The 14,090-nt window shown below is 68.0% G+C and carries 15 protein-coding genes; 7 read left to right on the top strand and 8 right to left on the bottom strand.

From position 1 onward, the window contains the following. Positions 1-153: 153 nt before the first annotated feature. The gene (ftsY, locus tag D6682_04645) at positions 154-1,071 is read right to left on the bottom strand and encodes a signal recognition particle-docking protein FtsY (protein RMH51389.1); all 918 of its coding nucleotides are present in this window, start codon (positions 1,069-1,071) and stop codon (positions 154-156) included. Positions 1,072-1,262: 191 nt separating this feature from the next. Here ftsY and D6682_04640 point away from each other — a divergent pair, with 191 nt between their 5' ends. From D6682_04640 to mlaD, 6 genes are read left to right on the top strand one after another with little or no spacing between them, the layout of a single operon-like run. Beyond that, the gene (locus tag D6682_04640; protein ID RMH51388.1) at positions 1,263-2,231 is read left to right on the top strand and encodes a class I SAM-dependent methyltransferase; all 969 of its coding nucleotides are present in this window, start codon (positions 1,263-1,265) and stop codon (positions 2,229-2,231) included. Continuing rightward, positions 2,228-3,136, top strand: a complete 909-nt coding sequence (gene rfaE1 / locus D6682_04635) for a D-glycero-beta-D-manno-heptose-7-phosphate kinase (GenBank protein ID RMH51387.1) — start codon at positions 2,228-2,230, stop codon at positions 3,134-3,136. The genes D6682_04640 and rfaE1 overlap by 4 nt, the downstream gene beginning before the upstream one ends. Before the next feature lie 6 nt (positions 3,137-3,142). Continuing rightward, positions 3,143-4,048, top strand: coding sequence for a 3-deoxy-manno-octulosonate cytidylyltransferase (kdsB, locus tag D6682_04630; GenBank protein ID RMH51386.1), 906 nt, complete (start codon positions 3,143-3,145; stop codon positions 4,046-4,048). Between the two features lie 8 nt (positions 4,049-4,056). Further along, the gene (locus D6682_04625) at positions 4,057-4,851 is read left to right on the top strand and encodes an ATP-binding cassette domain-containing protein (GenBank protein RMH51393.1); all 795 of its coding nucleotides are present in this window, start codon (positions 4,057-4,059) and stop codon (positions 4,849-4,851) included. Positions 4,852-4,859: 8 nt separating this feature from the next. After that, positions 4,860-5,630 carry an ABC transporter permease gene (locus D6682_04620; GenBank protein RMH51392.1) on the top strand — a complete coding sequence of 257 codons (771 nt, stop codon included), beginning with the start codon at positions 4,860-4,862 and terminating at the stop codon, positions 5,628-5,630. 36 nt (positions 5,631-5,666) lie between these two features. After that, positions 5,667-6,089, top strand: a complete 423-nt coding sequence (gene mlaD / locus D6682_04615) for an outer membrane lipid asymmetry maintenance protein MlaD (protein ID RMH51391.1) — start codon at positions 5,667-5,669, stop codon at positions 6,087-6,089. Between the two features lie 6 nt (positions 6,090-6,095). Here the strand turns inward: mlaD and lspA are convergent, their stop codons facing one another. The 7 genes from lspA to D6682_04580 form a co-directional block, all read right to left on the bottom strand. After that, positions 6,096-6,581: a signal peptidase II gene (gene lspA, locus D6682_04610; GenBank protein RMH51385.1), complete on the bottom strand. Its 486-nt coding sequence runs from the start codon at positions 6,579-6,581 to the stop codon at positions 6,096-6,098. Between the two features lie 64 nt (positions 6,582-6,645). Next, positions 6,646-7,947, bottom strand: a complete 1,302-nt coding sequence (locus D6682_04605) for an anthranilate synthase component I family protein (GenBank protein ID RMH51390.1) — start codon at positions 7,945-7,947, stop codon at positions 6,646-6,648. Positions 7,948-8,011: 64 nt separating this feature from the next. Next, positions 8,012-9,256, bottom strand: coding sequence for a beta-ketoacyl-[acyl-carrier-protein] synthase II (fabF, locus tag D6682_04600; GenBank protein RMH51384.1), 1,245 nt, complete (start codon positions 9,254-9,256; stop codon positions 8,012-8,014). Positions 9,257-9,261: 5 nt separating this feature from the next. After that, on the bottom strand, positions 9,262-9,501 hold the full coding sequence (locus D6682_04595; protein RMH51383.1) for an acyl carrier protein: 240 nt from the start codon (positions 9,499-9,501) through the stop codon (positions 9,262-9,264). Between the two features lie 357 nt (positions 9,502-9,858). After that, entirely contained in the window at positions 9,859-10,620 is a 762-nt protein-coding gene (locus D6682_04590; GenBank protein ID RMH51382.1) for a metal-dependent hydrolase, read from the bottom strand. Beyond that, positions 10,617-10,853, bottom strand: coding sequence for a hypothetical protein (locus tag D6682_04585; protein RMH51381.1), 237 nt, complete (start codon positions 10,851-10,853; stop codon positions 10,617-10,619). Before D6682_04585 ends, D6682_04590 begins: the two co-directional genes overlap by 4 nt. A 170-nt stretch (positions 10,854-11,023) precedes the next feature. Next, positions 11,024-12,685, bottom strand: coding sequence for a glucose-6-phosphate isomerase (locus tag D6682_04580; GenBank protein ID RMH51380.1), 1,662 nt, complete (start codon positions 12,683-12,685; stop codon positions 11,024-11,026). 158 nt (positions 12,686-12,843) lie between these two features. Here D6682_04580 and glgA point away from each other — a divergent pair. Beyond that, positions 12,844-14,090 (top strand): glycogen synthase GlgA (gene glgA, locus D6682_04575; GenBank protein ID RMH51379.1); only part of this gene is annotated, 1,247 nt, incomplete at its 3' end.

Raw genomic sequence — 14,090 nt, 5'->3', positions numbered from 1 at the left:
CGCGACGGGTCAATCGATCCCGTCGCAACAGGTTCCTCCCGGATCGTCTGCCCGGCGGCGGATCGGAGGCTCGGAACGCAGCACTGCGGTGTTCGCCGCGGCCTCCCACCGCCTTCCGCGGATCGACAGCGGCGATGGAGCCGACCACCCGGCTCAGGCCCGGGGCTGGTGGGGCTCCTCCCGGTCGACCTCCGGCAGCAGACTGGCCGTGAAGCGGCTGCCGTCGAACGGCATCAGATCCTCGAGCGATTCGCCGACGCCGAGATACTGCACCGGCAGGCGGAAGCGGTCGCACAGCTGCAGCACCACCCCCCCCTTGGCCGTGCCGTCGAGCTTGGTGACGATCAGCCCGGTGGTTCCCGCGGTGGCGCGGAAGCGTTCCACTTGCGCCACCGCGTTCTGTCCGGTGCCGCCGTCGACCACCTGCCAGACGGCGTGGGGTGCCCCGGGCAGCGCCTTGCCCATCACCCGTCGCACCTTGGCCAGCTCCTCCATCAACCCCTTGTCGGTCTGCACCCGACCGGCGGTGTCGACGATCACCACATCGAAGCCGCCGGCCACACCGCGGCGGATGGTGTCGAAGGCCACCGCCGCGGGGTCGGCGCCGTGGCTCTGGCGCACGATCTCGGCGCCGCTTCGCTCCACCCAGACGGCCAGCTGATCGATCGCCGCCGCGCGGAAGGTATCGGCGGCGCCGACCACCACCCGCTTCCCTTCCGCGCCCCACATGGCGGCAAGCTTCCCGATGGTGGTGGTTTTGCCGGTGCCGTTGACGCCGACGACCAGCAGGACGAACGGCTTGCGGTCGAATGGCGGCGCAACCGGGGGCACCAGCATCTCTTCCATCACGCTGCGCAGCGCCTCCAACGGCGGCTGGAACTTCCGTTTGCGCGCCTCCGAGACCAGCCGCAGCGCCGTCTCGACCCCGCAGTCGGCCAGGATGAAGGCCTCCTCCGCCGCCTCCCACTGCGCGGCGCTCCACTGCTCCCTTCCCCCGACGGGGAGCAGCGCGCGCAGCCCCTCGCGGCTCCGCTCCATGCCATGACGCAACCGTGACCAGATCGATGCCATGTTTGATTCCATCGCAACAACTCCGTCCATGGACTTGTTGTTTGAACCACCGTCGGTTGCATGGGCAACCTCCGGTGTTGCGCGGCCGTCCTGGCCGCGGCTGCCGGAGCTGTGTTGCGCCGGCGACCGTCCTCTCCCGAACGCCTGCCGCTTGCGTGCATGCGGGAGGCGGAGTTCCTAGCATCGGGGCGATGGGGCGGAACATCGAGAGTATCTGCGACCTCTGCGGCGGTGATTCCTGGCGGCGCATCGCCCGGCGGGATCGGCGCGGCATGCCCCTGGATACCGGCATCTGCATCCGCTGCGGCCTGATCTCCCATCTGCCCCTGCCCGATGCGGAGGCCATCGCCCGATACTATGCAGAGGAGTACCGCCGCGACTACCACGGCGAGCGCACACCCGCCCCGCGGCGGGTGATGCGCGCCTGGCGCAACGGCCAGCGCATCCATCGCATGCTGGCGCCGTTCGTGCCGCCACAGGGGCGGGTGTTCGAGGTCGGCGCGGGGCTGGGCTGCACGCTCAAGGTCTTCCAGCACCACGGCTTCCGTACCGGCGGCATCGAGCCCAACCGCGACTTCAACCGCTACAGCCGCGAGGTGTTGCGTGCGGCGGTGGCCAACTGCGATCTGTTCGAACTCGATCGGCCGGAGGAGCACGACCTGGTGCTGCTGGTCCATGTCATCGAGCACTTCCGCTCGCCGACGGCGGCGCTTTGCCGGATCCGGGAGCTGGTGGCCGACGGCGGCCTGCTCTACGTCGAATGCCCCGATGTCACCGCCCCCTTTGCTCCCTTCGGGCGGCTGTTCCACTTCGCCCACATCCACAACTTCGCCCCGGAGACGTTGACGGCGCTGGCGGCCAAGTGCGGCTTTCGGGTCGAGCGGCGGCTCCATCCGGAGGGGCACCCCGATCTGGCGCTGCTGCTGCGCAAGGTGGAGATGCCGCGGCGTCCTCCCTCGTTTCCCGCCGGGCAGAGCGCGGCCATCGAGGCCCGCATGCGCCGCTACGGCTTGATCGGGTACCATCTCCGCCCAGCCTACCTGCGGCGGCGCACGGCGAAGCTCGCCGCCTATGCCCGGGAGCGGTTGACCGCCCGCGCCTTCGTCACCCGCCTGGCCGAACGCTGCCGCCTCGATCCCCGGCCGGAGAAGGCGGCATGATCCTCGTCGTCGGCGACATCATCGTCGATGAGTTCCTCTGGGGCAGCGTCTCGCGCATCTCTCCCGAGGCGCCCGTGCCGGTGGTGGCGGTGGAGCGGGTCGATCGCCGTCTGGGGGGCGCTGCCAACGTGATCCGCAACCTGCGCGCGCTGGAGGCCGACTGCGCCATGTGCGGCGTGATCGGTGACGATGAGCCGGGCCTCTGGGTGCGCCGTTCGCTGGCCGCGCTCGGTGTCGATGCCGGCGGAGTGCTGACCGGGCCGGAGGGCCATCCGACCGCGGTGAAGACGCGCATCATCGCCCACCAGCAGCAGGTGGTCCGCTTCGATCGCGAGCGGGTCGGTGCGCTGGAGCCTGCGCGGCGCGCCCGGCTGATCGAGACCGTCACCGCCAGGTTGCCGCGCGCCGATGCGCTGATCCTCTCCGACTACGCCAAGGGGGTACTGGTTCCGGAGGTGCTCACCCGGTTGATCGATGCCGCCGACGATCTGCCGACGATCATCGACCCCAAGCCGCAGCACAGCGAGGCCTACCGCAACGCCACCGCCCTCACCCCCAACCTGCACGAGGCGGCGCGGATGGCCGGGATGGAGGCGCGCAACGACGACGACCATGTCGAGGCGATCGCCCGCGCGCTCCATGGTCGGCTGGGGCTGCGCTGGCTGCTGATCACCCGCTCCGAGCGGGGCATGACTCTGTTCGACGGCGAGCGGATGCACCACATCCCCACTGCCGCCCGCGATGTCTACGACGTCACCGGTGCCGGCGACACGGTGATCGCCGCCTTCACCGACGCCCTCTGCCGTGGCCACACTCCGCTGGAGGCGGCGCACATCGCCAACCGAGCCGCCGGCGTGGTGGTGGGCAAGCTGGGAACGGCCACGGCCAGCCGACAGGAGATCTGAACGGGCGTGAAGATCGTCATCGGCATTCCCGCCCGCTACGGATCGCGCCGCTTCCCCGGCAAGCCACTGGCCCTGCTCGCCGGCCGGCCGATGATCGCCCATGTCATCGAGCGCGCCCGATCCGCCGCTCTGGGCGAGGTGATCGTGGCCACCGACGATCCGCGCATCGCCCGGGCCGCCCGGGGTTGCGGCTGTGCGGTGCGCATGACCGCCTCCCGTCACACCAGCGGCAGCGAACGGCTGGCTGCGGCGCTGGCCGATCTGCCGTGCGATGTGGTGGTCAATCTACAGGGCGACGAGCCACTGATCGACCCCGATGCGCTGCGCGCCGTGGTGCGCCCCTTCCTCGACGATCCCCGGCTGCCCATGGCCACGCTGGCCCGGCCGGCGACCAGCGACGAGTTGATGCGCCCCGACGTGGTCAAGGTGGTGTGCAACGCCCGCGGCGAGGCGCTCTACTTCAGCCGTGCGCCGATTCCGTTTCCTCGCGATGGGCGCGGCGCGGAGGAGCGATGGGCCCATGTCGGGCTCTACGCCTACCGCAAGGAGTTCCTGATGATCTATCCGAGCCTGACCGACTGTGCCGCCGGGCGCAGCGAGGCGCTGGAGCAGCTGCGCGTGCTCCACCACGGCTATCCGATCGCGGTGGTCAAGGGCGACTTCTCCGCCTTCGGCGTCGATACCCCCGAGGATCTGGCGGAGGCCGAGCGGCGGCTGCTTGCCTCCGGCGGGGAGGGGAAAGGAGCGATGACGGCTTCGCAAGAAACCGTCATCGCGACCATGGAGGGTCGCGCAAATCCAGAGGTTGCGTATGCAACCGACGGATTTGTAAGGGAATCGAAGACCGCGCTCTTCGATTCCCGTCGAGCAAAAAGCCCACGGAAGGGCTTTTTGCGATTCGATCGGGAATGACCGGGGCGATGCTTCGCACGGAGGCGCTGTGCAAGCGGTTCGGGGCGGTGACGGCGCTCGAGGAGGTGGAGATCGCCATTCCCGAGCGGGCGATCACCGTGATCATGGGCGGATCGGGCTCGGGCAAGACCACGCTGCTGCGGCTGCTCTCCGGGCTGGAGCGGCCCAGTTGCGGCGCGATCTACTTCGAGGGGCGCGATCTCGCCGCCATCCCGCGACGCGAGCTCTACCGGCTACGCATGAAGATGGGGATGGTCTTCCAGTACTCGGCGCTGCTCAACTCGCTCACCGTCGAGGAGAACATCGCCTTTCCGCTGCGCGAGCACACCCGGCTCGATCCGCGGGTGATCCACACCATCGTGACCATGAAGCTTGAGCAGGTGGGGCTGCGCGGCTTCGGCCACCTGCTCCCCTCCGAGCTCTCCGGCGGCATGGCCAAGCGGGTCGCCTTCGCCCGGGCGTTGGCCATGGATCCCAAGCTGGTCTTCTTCGACGAGCCGACTTCGGGGCTCGACCCGATCTCCGCCGGGGTCATCACCGAGTTGATCCGGCGTTTGACCCGCCTCACCCACATGACCTCGGTGGTGGTGACCCACGACGTCCATGCGGGGCTGGCCATCGCCGACCATGTACTGCTGCTGTGGCAGGGACGGGTGATTGCCTCAGGCCCCCCCGAGGCGATCCGTGACAGCGGCGACGCCCGCATCCGTCAGTTCCTCGAGGGGCGGCCGGACGGCCCGATCCCCTTCTCGCGCAGCGACACCGACTATCTCGACGAGCTGCTGGCGGAGGATGGAGCGTGATCGATCTCCTGCTGCGTTGGTGCGGCGCCGTCGGCCGGGGTACGCTGCGCGGCGTGGAGCAGGTGGGCGACGCCACGCTGCTCACCCTGCGTACCCTGCTCTGTCTGTTTGCTCCGCCATGGCGGCTGCGGAACTTCGTGGCGCAGCTCTACGCCATCGGCGTCGGCTCGCTGGTGATCATCGCCATCACCGGCGCCTTTACCGGCATGGTGCTGGCACTGCAGGGCTACTACACGCTGGCCAAGTTCGGCTCCGAGTCGCTGCTCGGTTCGGCGGTGGCGCTCTCCATCATCCGTGAGCTGGGGCCGGTGCTGGGCGCGCTGATGATGACCGGCCGTGCCGGCTCCAGCATCACCGCCGAGATCGGCATCATGCGGGTGACCGAGCAGCTCGACGCGCTGGAGATGATGGCGGTCAACCCGGTGCGGCAGATCCTGTTGCCGCGCATCGTCGCCGTGCTGATCGCCCTGCCGCTGCTGGTCGCCATCTTCGATGTGGTCGGTCTGGCCGCCGGCTACCTGGTCGGCGTCGATCTGCTCGGGGTCAACGCCGGCTCCTACATCGGCGAGACGGTGGACAAGGTGACCATGCACGATCTGACCACCGGCTGGGCCAAGTCGGCCGGATTCGCCTTGCTGCTCGGCGCCGTTTGCACCTTCATGGGCTTTCGCGCCGAGCCGACCACCGAAGGGGTGGCGCAGGCCACCACCCGGGCGGTGGTCATCACCTCGGTCTCCATCCTGGTGATGGACTACATCATCACCTCGTTCTTTCTCTAGGGGGAGCGTATGTTGCCGCAATACCGACGCATCGAGATCATCGTCGGCCTCTTCGTCCTCGCCGGTATCGCCGCCGTCGCCGCGCTGGCCGTGCAGTTGGGCAAGGTTGGGGGCTTTGGCGAAGGGGGCTATACCTTGACGGCCACCTTCAGTGATGCCGGAGGGGTACGCGAGGGGAGCGACGTGATGCTCGCCGGTGTGGTGATCGGCCGGGTGCAGAAGGTCGAGCTGGTCGATTCCGACAAAGCGCGGCTGGTGCTGCAGATCCACGAGGGGGTGCGGCTGACCACCGATGCGGTCGCCTCGATCCGCACCAAGGGGATCATCGGCGAGCGCTTCGTCCGGATCAGCCAGGGGGCGGACGAGGAGTACCTGCAGCCGGGCGACGAGTTCGACGAGACCGAATCGGCGATCAACATCGAGGACCTGGTCAGTAAGTACATCTTCAGCGGCAAATAGCCCTCGTCATCCTCCCTCCCGGCGCAGGCCGCCGATGATCAGCCCCGCCACGGCGATGGAGATGGCCGAATCGGCGATGTTGAACGCCGGCCAGACGTACGCCCTGCCGTCGATGACCACGAACCACTGGATGAAATCGACCACGTAGCCCAGGTGGAGGCGATCGCAGATGTTGCCGATCGCCCCGGCCAGCACCAGCACCAGCCACCACCCTTCGCACCGCCCCCTGCTGTGCCACCACCAGAGGGCGACAGCCAGCGCGATGCCGATGGTGACGCCGAGGATCAACATCCGCCCCCAGGACGCCGGCAGATCGGCCAGCATGGAGAAGGCGACGCCGGTGTTGTGCGCCTTGATGATATTGAATACTCCGGGGATTACCTCGATGTGGAGAGTGGCGGGCTGCTGCTCGATCCACCATTTGCTGCCCTGATCGAGCGTCAGCACCGCCAGCAGCAGCAGCAGCTGGCCGACGGCCCCGCCCGGTTTCATGGAAGATCAGATCGCAAAAAGCCCGTCCATGGGCGTTTTGTTCGACGATCCATGGGTCGACGCATCACTCCTCCCCGTTGTTCTGCAGCGCGGCCAGCAGGCCGGCGGCCTTGTGCTCGGTCTCCCGCTGTTCATGCTCCGCGATCGAATCGCTGACGATCCCGGCGCCCGCCGCCCAGCAGAGCATGTCGCCCATACGCCAGAAGGTGCGGATCAGGATGTTGCAGTCGACGGAGCCGTCGCATGCGACATAGCCCACCCCGCCGGTGTAGGGGCCGCGCGGGCCGGGCTCGAGTTCGTGGATGATCTCCATGCAGCGGATCTTGGGACAGCCGGTGATGGTACCGCCGGGAAACATGGTGGCCAGCACGTCGATCAGGTCGACCCCATCGCGCAACCGCCCGCGCACATTGGAGACGATGTGCTGCACCGTGGCGTAGCGCTCGATGACCATCGATTCGTCGACCGCGACACTGCCCGGGCGACAGATGCGGCCGAGGTCGTTGCGCTCCAGGTCGACCAGCATGACATGCTCGGCCCGCTCCTTGTCGGAGAGCAGCAGCTCCCGGCGCAGGCGGGCGCGCTCCTTCCCCCGGCCCAACCGGCGGGTGCCGGCGATCGGCCGGGTGTCGATCGTGCCATCCGGCGTGATGCGGAAGAGCCGCTCCGGCGACGAGGAGATGATGCTGTGCTTCGCGTCGAGCCGCAGCAGGCAGCAGAAGGGGGCGGGGTTGCGCCGCCGCAGCCGGCCATAGAGGGCGAGATCGTCCCCCCTCTGCAGCGGTGCCCGCCAGAAGCGGGCGATGTTGGCCTGGAAGATGTCGCCGCGGCGGATGTAGTGCTGTACCTGCTCTACCGCTGCGCGGTATGTTGCCGCCGATCCGCACTCCTCCACGCTGCCGACGGCCAGCACCGGCGGCGGAAGGGGGCGCGGCGGCAGCGTCAGCAGGGCGCGCAACCGCGCGGCGGCGGTATCATCGCGTGCGCTGGCCACCACGCTGTCGGCGGAGAAGGTGAGCGACCACTCCGGCGCGTGGGCGTAGATCAGCGGCCAGTCGAGGGCGGCTTTCGGCGCCGGCAGCCGCTCGAAGAGCCCGCCGGCCTCGTAGGAGAGGTAGAAGAGCAGGGCGATGCCCGCGCCGCCGCGCCGCGGTCGGTGGAGCGCCTTCCGCCAGCGCTCGGCCCATCCTTTCTCGCACCCATCCAGCCGCAGGCTGGTGCCGGCACGCGAGACCACGATCTGCCGCCCCGCGCCGGAGGGGTCTTCGAGCAGGGCGGCGCAGTGGTCGTAGTGTCGGGCGAAGAAGGAGAAGGCGTCGCCGTTGGCCCGGGGGGTGGACCATTCGACAGGGGAGATCACGGGCATTGGATCGTGGATGATGCTTCGGCGCATCCGCCGCCCCGTCCGTGGTACGGCGGGATGCGGGCGCTCAGGCGTACCGTTTCAGCACGAGTGAGGCGTTGGTGCCTCCGAAGCCGAAGGAGTTGGAGACGGCCACATCGATTCGCGCATCGCGCGCCTCGTTGGCCACGTAGTCGAGGTCGCATCCCTCGCCGGGGTGCTCCAGGTTGATGGTCGGCGTGGCGATGGCGTGGTGGATGCTCAATGCGGTCAGCGCCGCCTCGACCCCGCCGGCGGCACCGAGCAAGTGGCCGATCATCGATTTGTTCGAGGTGACCATCAACCGCCGCGCATGGTCGCCGAAGACCCGCTTGATCCCCTCGGTCTCGGCCAGATCCCCCGCCGGGGTGGAGGTGCCGTGGGCGTTGATGTAGTCCACCTCCTCGGGGGCGACGCCGGCCGAACGCAGTGCCGCCTCCATGCAGCGGGCGCCCCCTTCGCCGCCGGGGGCGGGTGCGGTGATGTGGTGGGCGTCCCCCGACATGCCGTAGCCGGCCACCTCGGCGATGATCTCCGCCCCCCGGGCGCGTGCCGACTCCAGCGACTCCAGCAGCAACACCCCGGCCCCTTCGCCCATGACGAAGCCGTCGCGATCGCGATCCCACGGGCGGGAGGCGCCCTGCGGGTCGTCGTTGCGGGTGGAGAGTGCCCGTGACGCACAGAACCCGCCGACCCCCAGGGGGCAGATACACGATTCGGCGCCGCCGGCGAGCATGGCGTCGGCCTCTCCGCCGGCGATGATCCGCCACGCCTCGCCGATGGCGTGGGTGCCGGTGGCGCAGGCGGTGACCGTCGCCGAGTTCGGCCCCTTGGCGCCGTGGAGCATCGACACCCATCCGGAGATCATGTTGATGATGGTCTTGGGAATGAAGAAGGGTGAGATCCTGCGCGCCCCCCCCTTCCGGTAGGCCTCCATCGTCGCCTCGATCGAAGGCAGGCCGCCGATGCCGGAGCCGATGATCACCCCCACCCGTTCGGCGTTCTCCTCCGAGATGACCAGCCCCGACTGTTCGAGCGCCATCCGGGCGGCGGCCACGCCGTACTGGATGAAGGTATCCATCTTGCGCGCCTCCTTGCGGTCGATGCAGGAGGTCGGATCGAAGCCGCGTACCTCACCGGCGATGGTGCAGGGCATCCCCTCGGCCTCGGCGTCGAACCGGCGGATCCGGTCGATGCCCGATCGGCCGGCGACGATCCCCTCCCAGGTGGAGTCACGGTCGCACCCCAGCGGGGTGAGCAGGCCGATCCCAGTGATGACGACCCGTCGGGACAAACGGATTACTCCGTCTTGCTGGCGATGTAATCGATGGCGTTCTGTACCGTCTGGATCGATTCGGCGTCGTCGTCCGGGATCTCGATATCGAACTCCTCTTCGAACGCCATGACCAGTTCCACGGTGTCGAGGGAATCGGCGCCCAGATCGTCGACGAACGAGGAGTCGGGGTTGATCTCACTCTCGTCCACGTTGAGCTGATCTCCAACGATTTTGATGACTTTGGCCTCGATTTCAGCTGACATAGGATCTCCTCCGATCAAGAATGGGGGGCGGCTTCTAGCACGCGCCTGTGGGTGGGACAAGCCGGGCCCGGCCGGAACCCGTACCTTGACGCACCGTCGCACTCTGCCAAGGTTGACGGCGGAAGATCAACGCTAGCGCATCCGCCGGTGATTGCCACCTCCGCCCCACCGGCCGCTTCCCGGCTCGCGCGGTACCGGCGCAGCGGTGACCAGACGGGTCCGTGGACTTTTGGCTTCACTGGAATCGAAGGGTGCGGTCTTCGATCGCCTCGCAAAACAGTCACTTGCATGCGCAAGCTCCCGTTTTGCGCGGCACGCCAGCGCCGCGATGATGGTTTCTTGCGACACCATCGATCCTTACTCCTTCATCCGCCACCCCGCCCGCCACAACCACCAGTCGGCGGCGACGACCAGCAGCGTCACCATCAGCACGAAACCCGCGGCGAGCCGGGGGTCGCACTCCCCCACTCCGAGCAGGGCGTAGCGGAAGCCGTCGACCAGATAGAAGAAGGGGTTGAAGCCGTTGACCCGCTGCCACATCTCCGGCAACTGGCCGATCGAGTAGAAGACCCCGGAGAGGAAGGTGAGCGGCATGATGACGAAGTTGTTCACCGTGGCCATGTCGTCGAACTTCTTCGCCCACATGCCTCCGATCAACCCCATCCCCCCCATGGTCAGCGCGGCGCAGACGGTGAAGAAGAGCGCCAGCGCGGGATGGGGCAGCGGCAGATCGACGAAGGGGACCAATACCAGCAGAAAGACCGACGCCACCACCAGCGCACGCATCAGGGCGGCGAGCAGGAAGGCGGCAACCACCTCGGCGGCGCTCAGCGGCGCCATCAGCAGATGGGCGTGGACGTGCATCACCTTGCCGGCGATCAGTGAGCTGGAGGTGTTGGCGAAGGCGTTCTGCATCATCGCCATCATGGCCAGCCCCGGCACGAGGAAATCGAAATAGGCCACCGACAACCCCGGTACCGTGCGGCTGCCCATGGCGTAGCGGAAGACGATCAGATAGAGCAGCGCGGTCAACGCCGGGGCGACGATGGTCTGCATCCGGACCTTGAAGAAGCGGCGCGTCTCGCGGCCGAAGAGCGTCCACGCCCCGCGCAGGTTCATCGACCACCCCCATCGGGCCGGACGGCGGACGGGGCATGCGCGTGGGGGGCGCGTCGATCGCCCGCCGATGCCTCCTTTTGCCACCACACCACGCCGCATTGCGCAACATGCTTCCGCCACGCCCCATTCAGCCCCGGGTCGACGCGTTGCGGCATGGGCAGCGCATCGAGTACCGCAGCCAGCCTGAGCTGATCGTCGGTGGTCAGCAGCTCCCCGGAGAGCATGATCTCCACATCCGATGATGGAATCGCAACAAGTCCCTCCATGGACTGTTTGCTTGACGGCGATCGAAAAGCGCGGCCGTCCTGGCCGCGGATGCCGACTTCTTGCGAAGTCGTCATTGCTTCGCCCCTGTCCAGATCGGTAGTTCGCGCCAACCTTCAGCGAATCCCATCGGCGCCGGTCACGATTGGGCCCGACCCAGCCCCAGATGCTCCTTGTAGTGGTTGATCAGGCCGTTGGTCGAGGCATCGTGACCGGTGACCGGCCCCGGCGCGGTCAGCTCCGGCAGGATGGTTCGCGCCAGCTGCTTGCCCAGCTCCACCCCCCATTGGTCGAAGCTGTTGATCCCCCAGATCCACCCCTGGACGAAGATCTTGTGCTCGTAGAGCGCCACCAGCATCCCCAACGTGCGGGGATCGATCCGCTCGACCAGGATCGAGTTGGTCGGCCGGTTGCCGGGGAAGCTCTTGTGGGGCAGCAGGGCGGCGATCTCCTCCTCGCTCCTTCCCTCGGCCTCCAGCTCTGCGCGCGCCTCGGCCTCCGTCTTGCCCCGCATCAGCGCCTCGGTCTGGGCGAAGAAGTTGGACAGGAGGATGGCGTGGTGGTCGCCGATCGGGTTGAGCGTCTCGATCGGGGCGATGAAATCGGCCGGCACCATCTGGGTGCCCTGATGGATCAACTGGTAGAAGGCGTGCTGACCGTTGGTCCCCGGCGCACCCCAGAGCACCGGACCGGTGTCGTAGTCGACCGCATCTCCGTCGCGGGTGACCCGCTTACCGTTGCTCTCCATGTCCGCCTGCTGCAGATAGGCGGGGAAGCGGTGGAGGTACTGGTCGTAGGGGAGGACGGCATGGGTGGCCGCGCCGAAGAAGTTGCGGTACCAGATACCGAGCAGGCCGAGCAGCACCGGGGCATTGCGCACGAAGGGGGCGGTGCGGAAGTGATTGTCCATGGCGTAGGCGCCGTCGAGCAGCTCCTCGAAGTGGTCCATGCCGACGGCCAGCGCGATCGACAGCCCGACCGCGCTCCACATCGAATAGCGGCCGCCGACCCAGTTCCAGAACTCGAACATGTGGTTGCGGTCGATCCCGAAGCGGGCCACCGCCTCCGCGTTGGTCGAGACGGCGACGAAATGGCTGGCCACCGCCTTCTTGCTGCCGCCGCGGGTGAGGAACCAGTTGCGCGCGGTGTGGGCGTTGGTCATCGTCTCCTGGGTGGTGAAGGTCTTGGAGACGATGACGAACAGCGTCGTCTCCCGACGCAACCCTTTCAGCGTCTCGACCATCTGCGTGCCGTCGACGTTGGAGACGAAGTGGCAGCGGATCCCCTCGACGGCGAACGGCTTGAGCGCCTCGGTAGCCATCACCGGCCCGAGGTCGGAGCCGCCGATGCCGATGTTGACCACATCGGTGATCCGCTTGCCGGTGTGGCCACGCCAGGCGCCGCTGTGGACCGCGTCGACGAAGCGGCGCATGCGGGCCAGCACATCGCGCACCGCCGGCATCACATCCTCCCCGTCGACCAGCACCGGCCGATCGCTGCGGTTGCGCAGCGCGGTGTGCAGCACCGCGCGCCGCTCGGTGGTGTTGATCGCCTCGCCATTGAACATGCGCGCAATCCCATCGTGCAGCCCGCGCGCCTCGGCCAGCGCGATCAACAGCCCGCGCGTCTCGTCGGTGATGATGTTCTTGGAGTAGTCGAGCAGCATCCCATCTAGGCGCAGCGAGAAACGCTCGAATCGTTGCGGATCCCGGGCGAAGAGCTCGCGCATGTGGGTGCGGGCGAGGGCGCGCTGGTGCTCGGCCAGCGCCTGCCATTCCGGGGTGCGGGTGACGGAGTCCATACAGCGCTCCTGGCGGGATTCGATTTGGCCTCTACGGTGCCCTAGCCTAGCCCGCCGGCACAGGGTTTTCACGGGAGAACCGATGCCGGCATCCGCAGCCAGGAGGGCCGCGATTCTCGATTTCCTCCATACCAAGAGTCCATGGACGGACTTTTGCGATGCAATCCTCCGTGGCCAACATCCTTTTTGTCGCATCCGAGATGGCGCCCCTGGCCAAGACCGGCGGGCTGGCCGACGTGGTCGGCGCGCTGCCGCAGGCACTGCACCGGTGCGGCCACCGCGTGCAGGTGATCCTCCCCTGCTACCGTCGCTTCATCGAGGGTTCCGGGGTGGCGATGCAACCGACCGGCACGGTCGTGTCGTTGTGGATCGACGGCATCCACCGCCACTGCCCGATCCACCGCTGCCACATCGGCGCCACCGAGGTGTTGCTGGTCGAGCAGGACGACCTGTTTGCCCGCGACGGCATCTACGGCCCGCCGGGTGGCGCCTACGACGACAACCTGCTCCGCTTCACCCTGCTCTGCCGGGTGGCGCTGGAGTGGGCGGCGGAGGCGGCGGAGCCGTTCGATCTGCTTCACTGCCACGACTGGCAGAGCGCGCTGGTGCCACTGTTGCTCAACCACCAGTACCGCCATCGGCCGAAGCTGGCCCGAACCCGCACCCTGCTGACCATCCACAACCTCGCCTACCAGGGGATCTTTCCCGCCGACGGGATCGCCCGCATGAGCCTGCCCGTGGCCGATTTTCATCCCGAGGGCTACGAGTTTTACCACCAGATCAACTGTCTGAAGGCCGGCATTCTGGCCGCCGACCACCTGACCACGGTCAGCCCGAGCTACGCTGAGGAGATCTGCACCCCCGAATATGGCTGCCGACTCGACGGCTTCCTGCGCCGCTTCGCCGGGAAACTGACCGGAATCGTCAACGGCATCGACACCGAATGCTGGGATCCGGCGCGCGATCCGCACATCGCCTGCAACTACGCCGCAGGACGAACGAGCGGCAAACGACGCTGCAAGGCGGCGCTGCAGCAGGAGTGCGGCCTGGCGCCGTCGGCCGAGGCGCCCCTTCTGGCCACCATCTCCCGTCTGGCCGATCAGAAGGGGATCGATCTGTTGATCGCGGCGGCACCGGCCTGGCTGGAAGAAGGGGCGCAACTGGTGGTGCTCGGCTCCGGCGATCCCCGGCTGGAGCAGCAGCTGCATGCGCTGGCCGCGCGCCATCCCGGTCGCTGCGCCTTCCGTCAGGGCTTCGACGAAGCACTGGCCCGGCGGATCTACGCCGGCGCCGACTTCTTCGTCATGCCGTCGCGCTTCGAGCCCTGCGGGCTGGGCCAGCTGATGGCCATGCGCTACGGCGCCATCCCCATCGTGCGCGCCACCGGCGGCCTGCGCGACACGGT

The sequence above is a fragment of the Zetaproteobacteria bacterium genome (assembly GCA_003696765.1).
Taxonomy (GTDB): Bacteria; Pseudomonadota; Zetaproteobacteria; order Mariprofundales; family J009; genus RFFX01.
This window is presented reverse-complemented; position numbering and strand designations above follow the sequence as displayed.